The sequence below is a fragment of the Saccharopolyspora cebuensis genome, from assembly GCF_039542665.1.
GTDB lineage: Bacteria > Actinomycetota > Actinomycetes > Mycobacteriales > Pseudonocardiaceae > Saccharopolyspora > Saccharopolyspora cebuensis.
Genome location: NZ_BAABII010000012.1, coordinates 127290 through 146042 on the forward strand (window position 1 = coordinate 127290; position 18753 = coordinate 146042).

Below are 18753 nucleotides of genomic sequence, written 5' to 3' on the forward strand. Positions count from 1 at the left end.
CGCGACGCGCCGGGCCGGTACTTTTCCCTCCGACGGCACCCACCGCGTCCGGCGCGGGCGGGTGCCGCGGAAGGCGGTTTGTGGAAGCGAGCATCGCCGGTGGCGCGGGCCGGGAGGTCCGCCCGGCGAGCAGGTCGGGAGGGCATCCTGAGTCGGCACGATCATCCCAATCCCTCGGCGCCACCGGTGCAGAAGGTGCGCCTGCGCTACGCCAAACGGGGGAGGCTCCGGTTCACCTCGCACCGCGACGTGGCCCGCTCCTTCGAGCGGGCGTTGCGCCGCGCCGGGGTACCGATGGCGTACTCCCAGGGCTTCAGCCCGCACCCCAAGGTCTCCTGGGCGGGCGCCTCGCCCACCGGGGCGGCCAGCGAGGCGGAGTACGTCGAACTGCAACTCGTCGAGCGGCTCGATCCGGAGGCACTGCGCGGTGAGCTCGACGCGGCGCTGCCGCCGGGCATCGACCTGCTCGCGGCGGTGGAGGCGGAGCCGGGCCCGCTGGCGGACCGGCTCCAGGTCAGCCGGTGGCGGATCGACCTGCCGGGCACCCCGGTCGCGGAGCTGGCGGCGGCGGTCCGGGCGCTGCTGGCGGCCGACGAGGCGCTGGTCGAACGCATGACCAAGGACGGCAGGAGGACCTTCGACGCCCGGGCGGCGGTGGTCGCGGCGGAGGCGCTGGACAGTCGCGAACTGGTTGCGCTGAGTGACGGAACGGACGTTTCTGTCCCCCGAGTGGACGATTGGCCGAACGCCGCCGAACCGTATGGGATACTCGTAACGGTCGTCCGTCAGGCAACGCCTGTCGTACGACCCGACGACGTACTGAGCGCCCTGCGTGTCGTCGCCGGTCTGGCACCGTCGGCCGCCGTCAGAGCGACCCGGCTGGAGCAAGGTCGGCTCGACGACGGAGGAGGGATCGCGGACCCGTTGGCCCGGGACTCAGGCGGCGATCGTGACCCGGTGGGAGAGCCCAAGGCCGGGTGACGGGCGGCGCAGGCGTCGTCGCTCCACCGCGTGATCGCCGGCCACCCGGTCGGTGCGGAGGGGGACCACCAGAATTGCCGCCGCCCGAGGGCGGCGGAGACCGATAACGCACATGCCTCTGTGCGGCCGCGTCCACGGGACGCGCCCGGGGGCGGAGGAGCTGGATGTTGAACATGGACACACCCGCTGGGAGCACCAGCGGGCAATCGGCCACACCCGACCAGGACGCGCAGGGCATCGAACTGCCCGCGAAGCTCCGGGTGCACGCACTGGCCAAGCTGCTCGGCACGAGCAGCCGCGAGGTCATCGCCACCCTGAACTCGTTCGGCGCGGAGGTCCGCAGCGCGCAGTCGAACATCGACCGGGACACCGCCCTGCGCGTCGCGCGGGAGATCCACCCCGAGCTGGTGGCCGACGCCGACGAGCAGGCCCCGGCGCCGGAGAGCGCTGGGCAGGAGAGCGCTGCGCAGGAAAGTGCTGGGCAGCCCGCCGAGGAGGAGCGGACCGAGGTCCCGGAGCAGCCCGCCGGGCGCCCCTCGGTGCCCGACGCCACCTTCGAGGCCCCGGCGCCGAGCGAGCCGGCCTCGACCGAGCCGTCCCCGTCCTTCGCCGCGCCGCAGGCGATGTTCCTCGCGCCCGAGCCGCCGGAGGCCCGCCCGTCGACCCCGGCGAAGAAGGCCGAGGAACCGGCGAAGAAGACCGAGGAGCAGGCGAAGCCGGCCAAGGGCCCCAAGCAGCCCAAGGAGGCCCCGGCCAAGGGCGAGCAGGCCCCGGCGAAGGAGAGCGCGCCGAAGGAGGCCGAGGAGCCCCGTCCGGAGGCGGAGGCCGAGTCGGACGAGGACTCCGAGCAGGCCGGTCGGCGTCGGCGGCGCCGCGGCCGCCGTGGTCGCGGGCGCGGTCGCGGCGGTGACGGCGACGGCGGCGAGGCGCAGTACGACGAGTCGGAGGACTCCGAGGACACCACCGCCAAGCCCGCCAAGCCCGCCAAGCCCGCCGAGGAGGAGGCCGAGCCCGAGGGCGGCGAGTCGAACCGGCGCCGGCGTCGGCGGCGCCGCCGCAAGGGCGGGGCGGACGACGAGAGCGGCGGTCGCGAGGACGACCCGCCGAACACCGTCGTGCACGTCCGCGAGGCCCCCGAGCAGCGCCAGGACGCCAGCAGCGACGACGAGGTGCGCGCGGTCAAGGGCTCCACCCGGCTGGAGGCCAAGCGCCAGCGGCGCCGCGACGGCCGGGAGGCGGGCCGCAGGCGCGCCCCGGTGCTGTCGGAGGCGGAGTTCCTGGCGCGGCGCGAGTCGGTCGACCGCCAGATGGTGGTCCGGCAGAGCGGCGAGCAGACCCAGATCGCGGTCATGGAGGACGGCGTCCTCGTCGAGAACTTCGTGACCTCCTCGGGCACCGGCTCGCTGGTCGGCAACGTCTACCTCGGCCGGGTGCAGAACGTGCTGCCCAGCATGGAGGCGGCGTTCGTGGACATCGGGCGCGGTCGCAACGCCGTGCTCTACGCCGGTGAGGTCGACTGGGACGCCGCCGGGCTGGCGGGCAAGGCGCGCCGCATCGAGCAGGCGCTGTCCACCGGCGACAGCGTGCTGGTGCAGGTCACCAAGGACCCGGTCGGGCACAAGGGCGCCCGGCTGACCACCCAGATCAGCCTGCCGGGCCGGTTCCTGGTCTACGTGCCCGGTGGCGGCGCGACCGGGATCAGCCGCAAGCTGCCGGACACCGAGCGCAAGCGCCTCAAGGAGATCCTGAAGCGGATCGTGCCGGAGAACGCGGGCGTGATCATCCGGACCGCCTCCGAGGGCACCAGCGAGGAGGCGCTGGACCGCGACGTGCGCCGCTTGCAGGCCCAGTGGGAGGTCATCAAGGAGAAGTCCGAGGTCAAGGGCGCGCAGGCGCCGCAGCTCCTGTACGAGGAGCCGGACCTGCTGATCAAGGTCGTCCGCGACCTGTTCACCGAGGACTTCACCTCGCTGACGATCCAGGGCGACGACGCCTGGGAGACCATCGAGGCCTACGTCCAGCACGTCGCGCCCGATCTGATGGCCCGGCTGCACAAGCACGTCGGCAAGAACGACGTGTTCACCGAGCAGCGCATCACCGAGCAGATCTCCAAGGCGCTGGACCGCAAGGTGTGGCTGCCCTCGGGCGGTTACCTGGTCATCGACCGCACCGAGGCGATGACGGTGATCGACGTCAACACCGGCAAGTTCACCGGCTCCGGCGGCAACCTGGAGGAGACCGTCACCAGGAACAACCTGGAGGCGGCCGAGGAGATCGTGCGCCAGCTCCGGCTGCGCGACATCGGCGGCATCATCGTCATCGACTTCATCGACATGGTGCTGGAGTCCAACCGCGATCTGGTGCTGCGCAGGTTGACCGAGTGCCTGGGCCGGGACCGCACCCGCCACCAGGTCGCCGAGGTGACCTCGTTGGGCCTGGTGCAGATGACCCGCAAGCGGGTCGGCACCGGTCTGCTGGAGGCCTACAGCAACACCTGCGAGCACTGCCGGGGCCGGGGCGTCATCGTCTCGACCGATCCGGTGGTGCACCAGCACGCGGGCGGCGGCAACGGCGGCGGCGGTGGTGGCCGGCGCAACCGCCAGCGCGGGAAGCAGGCCGAGACCGCCGAGCAGGAGAAGCCGAAGCAGGACGAGTCGGCCAAGTCCGAGCAGGTCAAGCCGGAGGCCGAGAAGCCGGCCAAGGACGAGAAGCCGGCCAAGTCCGACCGGCAGCGGTCCAAGGACGACAAGAAGGCGGACAAGCAGGCCAAGGCCGACAAGCAGCGGGCCGAGGCCAAGGCCGCCGAGCAGCGGGCCGAGCCGGAGCGGACCGAGCCGAAGCCGGAGTCGCGGCGCGAGGACCGGTCCGGTGAGCAGCCGCGGCCCGAGCCGACCCGGACCGAGGCGGCGCGGGCCGAGGCGGAGCAGCCGGAACCGCAGGCCGCGAGCAACGGCCGGGCCCGCCGGAAGGCGAGCCGTCCGGCGGGCAGCTCCACCGGTGGCGCGGTGGCCCCGGTGGTCGTCGCGAACCCGGAGCCGTCCTCGGCTCCCGCCGAGCCCGCTCCGGCCGTCGCTCCGGCGGCGGCGGTGCGCCGGACGCGCCGGGCCGCGTCCCGCCCGGCGGGCGCCCCGGGCGGAGGTTCCGCCCAGGGCTGAGGCCTGAAGTACGGCGAAACGGCCGATCCGTCTCCGGACGGGTCGGCCGTTTCGCATTTCCGGGCACCGGGTTTTGCTCGTCCAGGCGATCTATTGCTTGGCTGTGCTATGTTTTGCTCATGCGAGCAAACGACGGGGCGCGATCCTTCACCGAGCAGGGGAGGAGGGCGCAGATCGTGCGGGCGGCGATCGACGTGATCGTCGAACGCGGCTACCCGAGCACGTCGTTCGGCCGGATCGCCGAACGCGCCGGGCTCAGCAGCACCGGCATGATCTCGTACCACTTCCGCGGCAAGGACGACCTGATGGACCAGGTCGTCACCGACATCTACGCGGAGGCGGCCGAGCTCGTCGGCGGGCGGATCGACGCCGAGCAGACCGCGCGCGGGCAGCTGCTCGCGTTCGTGGAGGCCAGCGTCGCCTACTACCGCACGCACCACCGCCACGTCCGGGCGCTGACCGAAATCACCCTCGGCAGGCGGGGCGACGACCGGTCGGGGCCCCGGGACCGCGAGCTCGCCGACCTCGCCGAGCTGCTGCGGACCGGGCAGCGCACCGGCGAGTTCCGCGACTTCGACCCGGACGTGATGGCGGTGACCGTCCGGCACGCGCTGGACGGCGTCGCGCTGCACCTCGGCGCGGACACCGACCGCGACTTCGAGACGTGGTCCCGCGAACTCGTCACCACCGTCGACCGGGCGACCAGGGAGGACCCGACATGATCGTGGAGCTGGACTCGGGTCGCGTGCGCGGCCGGGTCGCCGACGAGCACGTGCTGTTCCAGGGCATCCCCTACGCCGCACCGCCGGTGGGCGAGCTGCGCTGGCGCTCGCCGCAGCCGGTCGAACCGTGGTCCCACGTGCGCGACGCCACCGAACCCGGCTGCCCGTGCCCGCAGACCGCGCAGTCCTTCGCCGGGGTGGCCAGCGAGAACGAGGACTGCCTGGTCCTGGACGTCACCGCGCCGCGCACGCCGGGGCGCAAGCCGGTGCTGGTCTGGCTGCACGGCGGCGGGGGCACCAACGGCGCGGGCGCGCTGTTCGACGCGCACCGGCTCGCGGTGGACGAGGACGTGGTGGTCGTCACGCCGAACTCGCGGCTCGGGGTCTTCGGGTTCTTCGGGCACCCGGCGCTGCCCGGCGGTGGCGCCTACGGGATCGAGGACCAGCAGGCGGCGCTGCGCTGGGTGCGGCGCAACATCGCGGCGTTCGGCGGCGATCCGGACCGCGTCATGCTGTTCGGCGAGTCCTACGGCGGGCTGAGCACCACCGCGCACCTGGTCGCACCGGGCTCGGCCGGGCTGCTGCACCGGGCCGCGGTGCAGAGCGGCTTCCCGCTGATGCGACCGCCCGCGGGCACCTTCGGACCGTTCCAGCCGGCCCTCGACTCGATGTGGATGCCCACCGCCGAGCTCGACCAGGTCGGCGCGCAGATCGCCGAGGAGCTCGGGTGGGCCCGACCGGACGACCCGGACGCCGCGGACCGGCTGCGCCGCGTCCCGGTGACCGAGCTGCTGGGGGTCAGCTCGGTCTTCACCCGGCCCGCCTGGGGCGGAGCGGTGCTGCCGGTCGCGCCCGACGAAGCGGTGCGGGCGGGCCGGGTGGCCGACGTGCCGGTGCTGGTCGGCGGCACCCGGGACGAGGCGCGGCTGTTCGTGGCGCTGTTCTACGAGGAGATCACCGAGCCGGCCTACGGGGAGCTGCTGGCCGAGGCGTTCGGCCCGGACGCGGACGAGGTCCGGGCCCGCTACCCGGCGGCGGACTCGCCGGGGCTGAGCTGGGCGCGGGTGCTCAGCGACGGCGCGTGGGCCGCGTCCTGCTGGGAGCTGATGCACGCGCTGAGCGCGGCGACCACCACCTTCGGCTACGAGTTCGCCGATCGGGACGCGCCGCCGATCGTGCCGTTCCCGCCGGGCTTCCCACCGGGGGCGCACCACTCGGCTGAGGTGGTCTACCAGTTCGACCTCGGCGAACCGGCCCCGCTGACCGACGCGCAGTGGCGGCTGGCCGCCAGCATGAACCGGTACTGGGCCCGCTTCGCCCGCACCGGCGACCCCGGCGATGCCGGGCTGCCCGACTGGCCCGCGTTCACGCCGGAACGCCCGCACGTGCAGTCGCTGCACCCGGACCGGATCGGTCCGGCCGACTTCGCCGCCGACCACCGGCTCGACTTCTGGAGCCGGCGGTGAACCCGGCGTGGCGCGGTCAGCTCCTCCCGGTCGCCACCGACCTGGTGCTGCCGATCGCGCTGTTCTACGGATTGCGCGCGGCCGGGTTCTCGCAGTTGCACGCGCTGCTGCTCGGCGCCGTCGCCCCGGCGCTGCGGCTGGTGTACGGACTCGTGGTGCGCAGGCGGATCGACCGGCTGGGCGCCTTCGTCCTGGTGATCATCGGGCTGAGCATCGCGCTGATCCCGATCACCGGCAGCCCCCGCGTGCTGCTGGCCAAGGACGCGTGGGTGTTCGCGGCGTGCGGCGTCGCGGTGCTGCTCACCCTGTTCGGCAAGCCGGTGATGTTCAGCCTGGCGCGGATGCTCTCCGGGGAGTCGACGCACCACGACTGGGACGAGCGCTGGGCGACGTCGGAGCCCTTCCGCCGGGTGTGGCGGCGGCTCACGGTGGTGTGGGGCGTGGCGCTGCTGGTCGAGGCGGTGCTCCAGGTGGTGCTGGCCTTCACGCTGCCGATCGACCTGGTTCCGGTGCTCAGCACGGCGCAGTGGGTGCTGGCGCTGCTCCTGCTCCAAGTGGCCAGCCAGTGCTACGTGCGGCGCCCCCGCGTCGCGGCGGTCCTAAGCTGAGCCACCACCCGTTCGTGAACTGAGTGAGGGGCACCCTGTACCAAGTTGCTTGGTACAGGGTGCCCCTCACCTCGTCAACTCTCCCTGAAGCGGCTGATGACGAGCGTCTCGCCGCGGGTGAGGTGCCGGTCAGCCGTCCCCGGTCTGCTCGGTGATGAGGACCGCCACGTCGTCGGTGCGGCCGGTGCGGTGCAGCACGAGCTCGGCGAGCAGGCCGACCGAGATCAGCTGCGCCGCGAGCACCTCCAGCAGGATGCCCAGCGTGAGCAGCGGTCGGGTGCCGATCGACTGGGCGGTGAACACCCACACGCCGGTGAGGTACAGCAGGATCAGCGTGCCGAGGGTGCCCGACAACAGCCCCAGGCCGCCGAACAGGTGCGCCGGGCGGCGGCCGTAGCGGGTCAGCGCGACCACCGTGAGCAGGTCCAGCGCGCCCCGGACGTAGCGCTCCAGGCCGTAGTGCGAGCGGCCGTGCACCCGGGGGCGGTGGTGCACCGCGAGCTCGCGCACCCGGTAGCCGAGCTGGTGGGCCAGCGCGGGGATGTAGCGGTGCAGCTCGCCGTAGAGCGGCACCCGGCGGTAGACCTCGGTGCGGGCCGCCTTCAGCCCGCAGTTGTGGTCGGACAGCCGCAGCCCGGTGATCAACCCGGTGAACCGGTTGAACACCTTCGACGGCAGCCGCTTGCCCAGCGGGTCCTTGCGCTGCGCCTTGTGCCCGCTGACCAGGTCGGCACCGCGGTCGAGCTCGTCGAGCAGGCGCGGGATCTCGGCCGGGTCGTCCTGCAGGTCGGCGTCCATCGTCACCAGCAGCGCGCCCCGCACCTCGGCGACCCCGGCGGCCAGCGCGGCGGCCTTGCCGAAGTTGCGGCGCAGCCGGATGCCCCGCACCCGGGGATCGTGCCGCGCCTGCTCCTCGACCAGCCGCCAGGTGCCGTCGGTGCTGCCGTCGTCGACGACGATCAGCTCCCAGGTCCGGTGCTGGCCGTCCATCGCGGCGCGCACCTGGGCGAACAGCTCGGGCAGGCTGTCGGCCTCGTCCTTGGCCGGGGCCAGCAGCGAGACCTCGATAGGCGCGCTCACGAGACCACCTCGGGGTTGTCGGTGAGCGGCCGGATCCACCAGCCGTCGGGGAAGTGGAAGGCGACCCGCAGCGGTCCCGGGCGCGCCGGGGCCACCGCCCGGAAGCCGAGCCCGATCTCGGTGCCCACCGTGTCGGCCTCGGCGTCGGGCCGGGGCAGGTCGGTCACCCCGGCGCCGACCACGGTGCCGAGGTGGTCGAGCAGCACCACGCAGCGGGCGCGTTCGATGCCGGAGATCGCCCAGCCCTCGACCACCCGCGTCCCGCCGCGCACCTGGTCGGTCTCGGCGTTGAGGACCACGTCCCAACCGCCGGGGCGGGGCTCCCGGAGGCTGCCGACGCTCGGCACCCGCCAGCCGCCGGTGTCCACCCGGTCGCCGATCCCGGTGCCGTCCGGGCAACCGAGGTCGAAGTGCTCGTTGAACGGGTAGTGGTGCAGGGCCCGCAGCCGGGGCAGCAGCCGGTCCGGTTCCGGGAAGCGGTCGGTCACCGCGTCGGTGGCCCCGGTCCGCGCCGCGATCGCCAGCAGCCGCTGGTTGGGCGCGTCGTCGCGCACCTCCTGCGCCATCGGGGCGCCCATCGCCACCGTGGTGAGCACCGTCGCGCCGACGACGACCGCGCGCAGGTCCGGTCGGCGCGGCCAGGCGACCGCGATCACCAGCACCGCGATCCACAGCGCGGCGGTCATGCTGTTGTAGCGGCTCTGCAACCCGGCGTCCTCGCCGAACGCGGCGCGCGATCCGGCGATCAGCACCGCGCACCCGAGGGCGTAGGTGGCCAGGCCCCACCACTCGGCGCTCGCCGCGCGCCGCTGCGGGTCGAGCCGGGCGTGCAGCACCAGCACGGCCAGGCCGCCCACCCCGGCCATCAGCGCGATCGCGGGTTCGGTCCCGGTCCAGACCATGCCGAGCATGGACAGCCCGGTCAGCAGCGCCTGCGCCGGGTCGTCGGTGGGGGAGCCGCCGCCCCCGCCCTGCGGGCCGCGCAGCACCAGCCAGGCCGCGACCACCAGCACGCCCACCACGAGGGGTGTGACGACCCAGCGGCGCCGGTCACCGCGCAGCCAGGCCACCAGCGCCAGCGCGGGCCACACCGCGAACGAGGTCCCGTAGCTGATCGAGGCCAGCAGCCCGGCGAGCACCGCGAGAACCCCGCGCCGCCGCTGCATCGCCAGCAGCGCGGCCAGCACCAGCAGCATCGCCAGGATCCAGGACGCGCCGCTCATCGAGCGGACGTAGTTGTGGATGCCGTGCGGGTTGAACACCAGCGTCGAGGTCGCGGTGAGCAGGGCGGCGCGCTGCCAGCGGGTCAGCGATGTCGGCAGCATCGCCAGCACCAGCAGCACGCAGCCGACGCCGAAGGCGATGATCAGCAGGCCGAGCGGCTGGTTGAGCCCGCCGCCGAACCGGGCGCTGAGCCAGAACAACAGGCTCGGCAGGACGAACGGGTGCTCGTTGCGGAAGCCCAGCAGCGCCTCCGGGCGCAGCGAGCCGTCCGGTTCGGTGATGTCGAGCAGCACCCACCAGTAGTCGAAGAAGTGCATCTGCGGGTACCGCAGCACTTCCCGGAGCATCATCAGCGGGGGCACCGCGGCCAGCAGGGCCAGCAGCGGCGGCCCGAACCGGTCGCGGCGGCGGGGCGGGTTCCCGGGGGCGGCGCCGGTATCGGATGCGATGTCAGTCACGCCCAGTTTCCCCCGATGTCCCTCGAACGAGCGGGACCACGGTAACAAGGTCGACCCTCCGCGAGGGCCGGTTGACGATCAGCGCGGTCTTCCGGGGCGGGATTTGACCCCCGGGCACGCCGCTCGTACGCTGATCCGGCCCGCTTCGGCGGGTGAACCGCCGCGGTCGGCGCTCCGCCGCCGGGCCGCGCACGCCCACCACATCGGTTCGCCGGACCGGTCCTCCGGGGTCGCGCAGGCACCTTGTATGATGGTCGGGAGATTTCTCGCCGCCGGACGGGCGGAGAGGTTAAACGCCTGTTCCGGGAACGGCCGCTCGCGCGGCCAGGCTGTCGGGGCGGGAACCCACCGAGACGCTGCACCGGCGGCGTGGTAGGAATCCTCCGGTCTCACGGAGGTGGACGTCCGCCGCAGACCTGGTGAAGTAGCGAAACCGAGCAGCAGGAGACTTCCGACTCATGTACGCGATCGTCAAGACCGGCGGCAAGCAGTACAAGGTGGCTGTCGGGGACGTCGTCGAGGTCGAGAAGCTCGATGGCGAGCCGGGCTCCGAGATCACTTTCCCGGCGCTGATGGTCGTCGATGGCTCCGAGGTCACCGCCGACGCCGACGCGCTGGCCAAGGTTTCGGTGACGGGCAAGCTGGTCGAGCAGACCAAGGGCCCCAAGATCCGCATCCACAAGTTCAAGAACAAGACCGGCTACCACAAGCGCCAGGGTCACCGCCAGAAGCTGACCCGCGTCGAGGTCACCGGCATCAACAAGTGAGGACCTGAGCAGTCATGGCACACAAGAAGGGCGCATCCAGCTCTCGCAACGGCCGCGACTCGAACCCCAAGTACCTCGGGGTGAAGCGCTACGGCGGCCAGGTCGTCAAGGCGGGCGAGATCCTCGTCCGCCAGCGGGGCACCAAGTTCCACCCGGGCCTCAACGTCGGCCGCGGTGGCGACGACACCCTGTTCGCCCTGTCCGCGGGCACCGTCGAGTTCGGGCGGCACCGCGGTCGCAAGGCAGTCAGCATCGTGCCGGCCGAGGTCTGACCCGACCCCCGGCTTCGAGCTCCTGACGAGGGGCGGGTTCCGTTTCGGGCCCGCCCCTCGTCTTTTTTCGTTCACGCACGGACCACCCTGGAGGCACTGTGTCGCGCTTCGTCGATCGCGTGACCATCCACATCGCGGCGGGCGATGGGGGCAACGGCTGCGCCTCGGTGCACCGGGAGAAGTTCAAGCCGCTCGGCGGTCCGGACGGGGGCAACGGCGGGCGGGGCGGGGACGTCCGGCTCGTCGTGGACCCGGGCGTGCACACCCTGCTGGACTTCCACTACCGCCCGCACGCCCGCGCGACCAACGGCAAGCCCGGGCAGGGCGGGATGCGCAACGGCTCCCTCGGCGGCGACCTGGTGCTGCCGGTCCCGGACGGGACCGTGGTGCTCACCCCGGACGGCGAGGTGCTGGCCGACCTGGTCGGCAACGGCACCACGTTCGTCGCCGCCGAAGGCGGGCGGGGCGGCCTGGGCAACGCGGCGCTGGCCTCGCGGGCCCGCAAGGCGCCGGGCTTCGCGCTGCTCGGCGAGGGCGGCGAGGAGCGCGAGCTCGTCCTGGAGCTGAAGTCGGTCGCCGACGTCGGCCTGCTCGGGTTCCCCTCGGCGGGCAAGTCCTCGTTGATCTCGGTGCTCTCGGCGGCCAAGCCGAAGATCGCCGACTACCCGTTCACCACGCTGGTGCCCAACCTCGGCGTGGTCACCGCGGGCGACGTGGTGTTCACCGTCGCCGACGTGCCGGGGCTGATCCCCGGCGCCAGCGAGGGGCGCGGCCTGGGCCTGGACTTCCTGCGGCACATCGAGCGCTGCGCCGTGCTGGTGCACGTGGTCGACTGCGCCACCCTCGAACCCGGGCGCGATCCGCTCTCGGACATCGACGCGCTGGAGTCCGAGCTGGCCCGCTACACCCCGGCGCTGCAGGCCGAGCACGGCGGCGGCGAGCTCGCCGAGCGGCCCCGCCTGGTGGTGCTCAACAAGATGGACGTGCCGGAGGCCCGGGAGCTCGCCGAGCTGGTGCGCTCGGACGTGGCGGCGCGGGGCTGGCCGGTGTTCGAGGTCTCCACCGCCAGCCGCGACGGGCTCCGCGAGCTGAGCTTCGCGCTGGCCGCCGAGGTGCAGCGCTACCGCGAGCAGCTCCCGGAGCCGGAAGCGGCGCGGGTGGTGGTCCGCCCGGCGGCGGTGGACGGGGACTCCTTCAGCGTCGAGCCGGACCCGGAGGCCGAGGACGCCTTCGTGGTGCGCGGTGCGAAGCCGGAGCGCTGGGTGCGCCAGACCGACTTCAACAACGACGAGGCGATCGGCTTCCTGGCCGACCGCCTGGCCAAGCTGGGCGTGGAGGAAGAGCTGGCCCGGCGCGGGGCGGAGCCCGGCAGCCAGGTGACCATCGGCCGGATGACCTTCGACTGGGAGCCGTCCACGCCCGCCGGGGTCGCCGGGGTGCTCGGTCGGCGCGGCACCGACCAGCGCCTGTACTCCGATGACCGGATCGGGGCCGCGGACCGCAAGTCCGCGAAGCGGGCCCGCCGCACCTCGCTCGACGAGCACGGGCGCTACATCGGCCCGGAGGAGGACGACGAGGAGGACCAGCGGTGAGCGCGACCCGGGCTGCGGTCGCCGCGGCCCAGCGCATCGTGGTCAAGATCGGCTCGTCGTCGCTGACCACGGCGACCGACGGGCTGGACAGCGCGCGGCTGGCCCGGCTGGTGGACACCGTGGCCGCCCGCGTCGCCGCCGGGACCGAAGTGGTGCTCGTCTCCTCGGGTGCGATCGCCGCCGGGTTGGCCCCGCTGGGGCTGGTGCGCCGCCCGAAGGACCTCGCCACCCAGCAGGCCGCCGCGAGCGTGGGGCAGCAGGCCCTCGCGCACGCCTACGCCGAATCGTTCTCCCGCTACGACCTCACGGTGGGGCAGGTGCTGCTCACCGCCGAGGACGTGGTGCGCCGCGGCCACTACCGCAACGCCCACCGCACCCTGCACCGGTTGCTGCGACTCGGGGTCGTGCCGGTGGTCAACGAGAACGACACGGTGGCCACCTCCGAGATCCGCTTCGGCGACAACGACCGGCTGGCCGCGCTGGTCTCGCACCTGGTCGGCGCCGACGCGCTGGTGCTGCTGTCGGACGTGGACGCGCTCTACGACGGCGACCCCCGCAACGGCGACGCCTCGGCGGTGCGCGAGGTGTCCGGGAAGCAGGACATGGTCGGCGTGCGGGCGGGCAGCACCGGCGCCTCCGGCGTGGGCACCGGCGGGATGGCCTCGAAGGTGCAGGCCGCCCGGGTGGCGTGCTCGTCGGGCATCCCGGTGCTGCTGACCTCCGCCGACCTCGCCGATCGGGCGCTGGGCCCGGCCGACGTGGGCACCGCGTTCGCCGCGACCGGCGCCCGGCTCTCGGCCCGGCGGTTCTGGCTGGCCTACGCGGCCGGTGCCAGCGGCCGGTTGTGGCTGGACGAGGGCGCGGTGGCCGCGGTGGTCGACCGCCGCCGGTCGCTGCTGGCCGCCGGGGTCACCGCCGTGGAGGGGGAGTTCCACGGCGGTGACGTCGTGGAGCTGGTCGGCCCGGCGGGCACCGTGGTCGCCCGCGGCGTGGTCGCCTACGACGCGGGCGAGTTCCCGGAGCTGATGGGCCGGTCCAGCTTCGAGCTGCCGCCGGAGCAGCGCCGGGAGGTCGTGCACGCCGACGACCTGGTGCCGCGGCGCTGATCAGCGCAGCTCGCTGCCCCTGGTCTCGGGCAGCGTGCGGATCACCACGAACGCCACGGCGGAACCGACGGCGACGTACCAGAAGTACGCGGTGGACAGCTCCACCCGTGCGAGGGCCTGGATGACCAGCGGCGCGGTGCCGCCGAAGATCGCCACCGTGAGGTTGTACCAGGCGCCGATGCCCAGGCCGCGCAGCTCGGTGGGGAACAGCTCGGACATGATCGCCGGGGCGATCGAGGTCATCGCGGTGTAGAGCACGATGCCCACGCCGAACACCACCAGCAGGTTCACCAGTCCCGGCCGCACCAGCGTGGACAGCGGGACGATGAGCACCGCGGTCGCCGCGGACCAGACCAGCAGCTGCGGTTTGCGGCCGATCCGGTCCGACAGCGCCCCCATCGGGTACTGCAGCACGATGAACAGCGCGGTGGCGATGGACAGCGCCAGGAACACGTCGGTGCCCGCCGCGCCCCGGTTCTCCACCGCGAACGGCGTCAGCGCGCTGAAGAACGTGTAGTAGCAGAGCGTGGAGAGCATGCTGAAGGCGACGAGCTGGCCGACGGCCTTGGGGTGCCGGGACAGGGTGAGCCACAGCGGGTTCTTCAGCGCCTTGGCCTTGGTCCGGTTGTCCTCGAACTGCTCGGTCTCGGTGAGCGTGCGCCGCAGCCACATGCCCACCAGGCCCAGCAGCCCGCCGAGGATGAACGGGATCCGCCAGCCGTAGTCCTCCAGCTGCTCCTGGGTCAGCAGCGCGGTCAGCGCGTAGCCGAGCAGCGAGGCGATGAGCAGCGCGCTGCCGGTGGAGATGTAGAAGAACGCGGAGTACCGGCCGCGGCGGTCGGGCGGGGCGATCTCGGCGAGGTAGGCGGAGGCGTTGGACACCTCGCCGCCGAGGGAGAGCCCTTGCGCGATCCGGGCCAGCACCAGCAGCGCCGGTGCCGCCCAGCCGAGCGTCTCGAAGGTGGGCAGGATGCCGATCAGCAGCGATCCGCCCGCCATCAGGCTGATCGTGACGAGCATGGCGGTCTTGCGCCCGCGCAGGTCGGCGAAGCGCCCGAGCAGCCAGCCGCCGAGCGGCCGGAAGAAGAAGGCCAGCGCGAAGGTCGCCAGGGTGTTGATCAGCGCCAGGTCGCCGGGGAAGAACGCCGCGGCGAAGTAGACGCTGAAGGCGGTGTAGATGGACCAGTCGTACCACTCGACGGCGTTGCCGATGCTGGCCGCGACCAGCGTCCGCAGCGGCAACCGGTGCTTCTCGGGTCTTTCGGGCACTGCCGGGCTCTGCGCCATCGAACACTCCTGCCTCCGCACGGGTGCCGACACGGTACGGCGCTGATCACCCGAGCGGAAGGCGCGTCCGCGGTGCGGTCACCGCCGCACGATCGGGACGCCGGCGAGCTCGTGGGCGCTCACGTCGCAGGAGGGGCAGGTCTTCCACAGCCACGCGGTCTGGGAGTTGTCGCTGCTCACCGAGGCCCCGCAGAGGGCGGTGACGCGGTCGCCGTAGGAATTCGTGGTCGCGTGGCGGAGTCCGTCGCCGGGTTGCCACCGGAAGGGATGAGGCACGGGAATCACCGACTCCTTCGGGGGACGGGTCGGTCGCCGCCCGCCGGGTGGGGCGGTGAGGTCCGGTCGTCGGCGTGTCCGTTGCCGTCCGGCCGGGCCTTCCAGGCGGTGCGGCGACCGAGCCGCTGGATGGGTGAGTACCATTCTGGTGGTACTGAAACAGATGGGCTATTCCCTGAACAGGTAGTAGTTCTGAGACGCGAATTCTGTTTCGCTGTGTTTCATGACGCGTACCACTGGTGGCACCCCGAAGGCCCGAGCGCTCGGCGCGGAGCTGCGCGAAGCACGGGAGAACGCGGGCAGGAGCCTGCGCGCACTGGCACAAGAACTGGAGACCAACCACGTCAAGCTGATGCGGTACGAAACCGGGAAGTCGGTTCCGGCCCCGGAAGTGGTGGCCGCATTTGTCACCGCATTGGGTGTATCAGCGACCGAACGTGACCGCCTCGTGGAGATGGCGCGGGACGCCGACACCCCGAACTGGCTCACCGCGGACCGCGCCGGAGTGCACCAGGAGCTCACCGCGCTGATCGAGTTCGAGCGCACCGCGACCCGGATCACCAACGTCGCCACCGGCCTGATCCCCGGCCTGCTGCAGACCTCCGACTACGCCCGGGCGGTGATGCGCGGCAAGCCGGTCGGCGAGGTCGAGAAGCTGGTGCTCATGCGCCTGGGCCGCAGAGAAGTGCTCTCCACCCGCAACGCCCCGAGATTAACGGCGATCATCAGCGAGAACGCGCTGCGCGAGCCGATCGGCGGGCCGGAGGTGATGGCCGACCAGTTGCGCAAGGTCGAGCAGATCGCCGAGTGGGAGGGCGTCGACGTCCGGGTCATCCGCAGCGGGTCGACGGTCTGGCACCCCGGTCACGTAGGCCCGTTCGTGGTATTCGAGTTCCCCAAGGCGCGGCCGATAGTTCATTTGGAACACTACCGTTCCTCGGCATTCCTCTACAACCCAGGTCTCGCTGAAGAATACGTCGACGCGATCACTACCCTGCTCTCGTTGGCGTTGGACCCCGCCCAATCAATCGCGTTCATCGCCGAACGGGCACACGAGATGGAGGCCATTGCGAAATGATGATGACGTCACCACCAGTCGGCTGGCGCAAGTCCAGTCGGTCCGCCCAGGAGACCGACTGCGTCGAGGTCGGCCGCGTTGATGACGGGGCTGCGGTGCGTGATTCGAAGAACCGCGCTGCCGGGTACTTCTCCGTATCCGGGACGCAGTGGGAGTCGTTCCTCGCCGGGATCAAGTCCGGAAGGTACGAACCCTGAGCCCTTGGGGCCCCCGACTGCACGGGTCGGGGGCCCCGATCACGCGGCTCACTGAAAGGATCACCCTTTCTTGTGAATATCGCCGCCGCGGACTCAAGTCCTCGGTATTGCTCTCACACTTTCGTATGAATTGTTGTCGCCGCCCGTTGTGGAGCCCGCCGCGCAGGCCGCTCGAAACGGCAGCCGCTCGGGGCACCACCCGGCCCGGCACCTGGACGAGACAGGTGAGGGGCACCCTTGCCCCAGTATCTCGGGCAAGGGTGCCCCTCACTCAGTTCACGACCGGGTGCCCCCGCGGCAGCCCTCAGGCGGTGCTCGCCAGCGCGAACGGCAGCACCGCGGGCGCACCGGCCTGCCGCAGCAGCCGGCTCACCACGGCCAGCGTCCACCCGGTGTCGGTCCAGTCGTCCATCAGCAGCACCGGGCCGTCCAGCGCGGCCAGCTTCCCGGCGAGCTCCTCCGGCACCGCGAACTGCCGCCACGTCGTCGCCACCCGCTGCGCGCTGTTGGTCGCCCGCCGCGGCGTCGTCGACGGGTTCGTGGCCACCTCGCCGAGCAGCGGCAGCCGGCCGATCGCGGCGATCCGCGACGCCAGGTCGCGCACCAGCACCGGCCGGGTCCGCGAGCCGAGCGCCACCACCCCGGCCGGGCGCTGCTCCCAGTCCCACGCCGCGAGCACCTGCACGCACGCCTGGAACAGGTCCTCCGGCAGCTCCTGGTCCGGGGCGCCGGCCGCCAGTAGTTCCCGCAGCCGGTTGCCCCACCCGATGTCGGTGAGCCGCCCCACCGCCCGGCCGGTCGAGGCCTGCTCCGCGGCCGGGATCCGGCCGGACACCGATACCCCGAGCGCGTCCATCCCGCTCGGCCAGGTCTTGCGCGGGCCGAGGTCGATGCCCGGGCGGCGCAGCCGCTCCGCCGCCTCGCGCACGGCGTCGTCGTCGACGTCGGCGCCGTACCCGGCCCCGGTGCAGTTGTCGCACCGGCCGCACGGCTCGGCGTGCGGATCGTCCAGCCCGCGGCGCAGGAACTCCATCCGGCAGCCGTCGGTGGCGAGGTAGTCCAGCATCGCCCGCTGCTCGGCGGCGCGTTCGGCCGCGATCCGCTCGTAGCGCTCGGCGTCGTAGCTCCACTCCTGGCCGGTCGCCGTCCAGCCGCCCTTCACCCGGCGCACCGCGCCGTCGACGTCGAGCACCTTGAGCACCATCTCCAGCCGGGTCCGGCCGAGCTCCACGTGCGGTTCCAGCGCGGCCGTGGACAGCACGTCGTGCTGGGACAAGGTGTTCAGCACCGAGCGGACCACCTGCTCCGGCGGGAAGGCCAGCGAGGCGAAGTAGCGCCAGATCTCCTGGTCCTCCGGGCCGGGCAGCAGCAGCACGTCGGCGCGCCGCACCCCGCGACCGGCCCGGCCGATCTGCTGGTAGTAGGCGATCGGCGAGGACGGCGCCCCGAGGTGCACCACGAAGCCCAGGTCCGGCTTGTCGAAGCCCATGCCCAGCGCGGAGGTCGCCACCAGCGCCTTGACCCGGTTGCCGAGCAGGTCCTCCTCGGCGCGCTGGCGCTCCGCCGGATCGGTGCGCCCGGAGTACGACGCCACCTCGTAGCCCTGCTCGCGCAGGTAGCCGGCGACCTCCTCGGTGGCGGCGACGGTGAGGGTGTAGATGATCCCCGAACCCGGCAGCTCCGCCAGGTGCCGGGCGAGCCAGCCGAGCCGGGCCTGCGCGGTGGGCAGCCGGACGACCCCGAGCCGCAGGCTCTCCCGGTCCAGCGAGCCGCGCAGCACCATCGCGCCCGGCGCCTCGGCGAACTCCCCGCCGACGCCGAGCTGCTCGGAGACGTCCTGCACGACGCGGTCGTTGGCGGTGGCCGTGGTGGCCAGCACCGGCACGCCCTCGGGCAGCTCGGTCAGCAGCGTCCGCAGCCTGCGGTAGTCCGGCCGGAAGTCGTGTCCCCAGTCGGAGATGCAGTGCGCCTCGTCGACGACCAGCAGCCCGGCGCTGTGGGTCAGCTCGGGCAGGATCGCGTCCCGGAAGTCGGGGTTGTTCAGCCGTTCCGGGCTCACCAGCAGCACGTCGACGTCGCCGACGGCGACCTGCTCCTCGATGTCGGCCCACTCCTGCGGGTTGGCCGAGTTGATCGTCGCGGCCCGCACCCCGGCGGCGGCCGCCGCCTCGACCTGGTTGCGCATCAGCGCGAGCAGCGGCGAGACGATCACCGTCGGCCCCTCGCCGAGCTCGCGCAGCAGCGCCGTGGCGATGAAGTAGACGGCGGACTTGCCCCACCCGGTGCGCTGCACCACCAGCGCCCGGCGCCGTTCCAGCACCAGGGCCCGGATGGCGCTCCACTGGTCCTCGCGCAACGCGGCCTCGGGTCCGGCCAGCGCGCGGAGGCGGTCCTCGGCGAGTTCGCGCAGCGCGTGTTCGTCCATGCCCGATTCCTACCGCACCGGACCGACGCGCGGGGGCCGGGGGACCGCGGCGGGTCGCG

Annotated in this window: 16 protein-coding genes; 11 read left to right on the forward strand and 5 right to left on the reverse strand. The window is 72.8% G+C overall.

Annotated features, from left to right (window positions below; translation table 11 throughout):
• Positions 1–186: 186 nt before the first annotated feature.
• The 5 genes from ABD976_RS17925 to ABD976_RS17945 all read left to right on the forward strand — a co-directional run bounded on the left by ABD976_RS17925 (position 187) and on the right by ABD976_RS17945 (position 6932).
• Complete coding sequence (locus tag ABD976_RS17925; RefSeq protein ID WP_345364598.1) at positions 187–981, forward strand: TIGR03936 family radical SAM-associated protein; 795 nt, start codon at positions 187–189, stop codon at positions 979–981.
• 164 nt (positions 982–1145) lie between these two features.
• Positions 1146–4136 (forward strand): translation initiation factor IF-2 N-terminal domain-containing protein, encoded by a 2991-nt coding sequence (locus ABD976_RS17930; protein WP_345364600.1) that lies wholly within the window; start codon positions 1146–1148, stop codon positions 4134–4136.
• Between the two features lie 119 nt (positions 4137–4255).
• Positions 4256–4858: a TetR/AcrR family transcriptional regulator gene (locus ABD976_RS17935; protein WP_345364602.1), complete on the forward strand. Its 603-nt coding sequence runs from the start codon at positions 4256–4258 to the stop codon at positions 4856–4858.
• Positions 4855–6324: a carboxylesterase/lipase family protein gene (locus ABD976_RS17940; protein ID WP_345364604.1), complete on the forward strand. Its 1470-nt coding sequence runs from the start codon at positions 4855–4857 to the stop codon at positions 6322–6324. Before ABD976_RS17935 ends, ABD976_RS17940 begins: the two co-directional genes overlap by 4 nt.
• Positions 6321–6932 (forward strand): VC0807 family protein, encoded by a 612-nt coding sequence (locus ABD976_RS17945; RefSeq protein ID WP_345364606.1) that lies wholly within the window; start codon positions 6321–6323, stop codon positions 6930–6932. Before ABD976_RS17940 ends, ABD976_RS17945 begins: the two co-directional genes overlap by 4 nt.
• A gap of 129 nt (positions 6933–7061) precedes the next feature.
• Here ABD976_RS17945 and ABD976_RS17950 read toward each other — a convergent pair whose 3' ends face one another.
• A complete protein-coding gene (locus ABD976_RS17950; RefSeq protein ID WP_345364608.1) occupies positions 7062–8012 on the reverse strand; it encodes a glycosyltransferase family 2 protein in 951 nt (316 codons plus the stop codon).
• Entirely contained in the window at positions 8009–9694 is a 1686-nt protein-coding gene (locus ABD976_RS17955; protein WP_345364610.1) for a hypothetical protein, read from the reverse strand. The genes ABD976_RS17950 and ABD976_RS17955 overlap by 4 nt, the downstream gene beginning before the upstream one ends.
• 458 nt (positions 9695–10152) lie before the next feature.
• On the opposite strand from ABD976_RS17955, the gene rplU reads away from it, so the two are divergent.
• The 4 genes from rplU (at position 10153) to proB (ending at position 13431) form a co-directional block, all read left to right on the forward strand.
• Entirely contained in the window at positions 10153–10461 is a 309-nt protein-coding gene (gene rplU / locus ABD976_RS17960; protein ID WP_345364612.1) for a 50S ribosomal protein L21, read from the forward strand.
• 14 nt (positions 10462–10475) lie between these two features.
• On the forward strand, positions 10476–10733 hold the full coding sequence (gene rpmA, locus ABD976_RS17965) for a 50S ribosomal protein L27 (protein ID WP_345364614.1): 258 nt from the start codon (positions 10476–10478) through the stop codon (positions 10731–10733).
• Positions 10734–10831: 98 nt separating this feature from the next.
• On the forward strand, positions 10832–12325 hold the full coding sequence (gene obgE, locus ABD976_RS17970) for a GTPase ObgE (RefSeq protein ID WP_345364616.1): 1494 nt from the start codon (positions 10832–10834) through the stop codon (positions 12323–12325).
• Positions 12322–13431, forward strand: coding sequence for a glutamate 5-kinase (proB, locus tag ABD976_RS17975; protein WP_345364618.1), 1110 nt, complete (start codon positions 12322–12324; stop codon positions 13429–13431). The genes obgE and proB overlap by 4 nt, the downstream gene beginning before the upstream one ends.
• On the opposite strand, the gene ABD976_RS17980 is transcribed toward proB, so the two are convergent.
• Complete coding sequence (locus ABD976_RS17980) at positions 13432–14718, reverse strand: MFS transporter (protein ID WP_345364620.1); 1287 nt, start codon at positions 14716–14718, stop codon at positions 13432–13434.
• Between the two features lie 78 nt (positions 14719–14796).
• Positions 14797–14994 carry an HC3 family zinc finger protein gene (locus ABD976_RS17985; protein WP_345364622.1) on the reverse strand — a complete coding sequence of 66 codons (198 nt, stop codon included), beginning with the start codon at positions 14992–14994 and terminating at the stop codon, positions 14797–14799.
• Positions 14995–15217: 223 nt separating this feature from the next.
• Here ABD976_RS17985 and ABD976_RS17990 point away from each other — a divergent pair, with 223 nt between their 5' ends.
• Positions 15218–16072 carry a helix-turn-helix domain-containing protein gene (locus tag ABD976_RS17990; RefSeq protein WP_345364624.1) on the forward strand — a complete coding sequence of 285 codons (855 nt, stop codon included), beginning with the start codon at positions 15218–15220 and terminating at the stop codon, positions 16070–16072.
• A gap of 2 nt (positions 16073–16074) precedes the next feature.
• Positions 16075–16269 carry a DUF397 domain-containing protein gene (locus tag ABD976_RS17995; protein WP_345364626.1) on the forward strand — a complete coding sequence of 65 codons (195 nt, stop codon included), beginning with the start codon at positions 16075–16077 and terminating at the stop codon, positions 16267–16269.
• Between the two features lie 304 nt (positions 16270–16573).
• On the opposite strand, the gene ABD976_RS18000 is transcribed toward ABD976_RS17995, so the two are convergent.
• Complete coding sequence (locus tag ABD976_RS18000; protein WP_345364628.1) at positions 16574–18694, reverse strand: RecQ family ATP-dependent DNA helicase; 2121 nt, start codon at positions 18692–18694, stop codon at positions 16574–16576.
• Positions 18695–18753 lie beyond the last annotated feature (59 nt).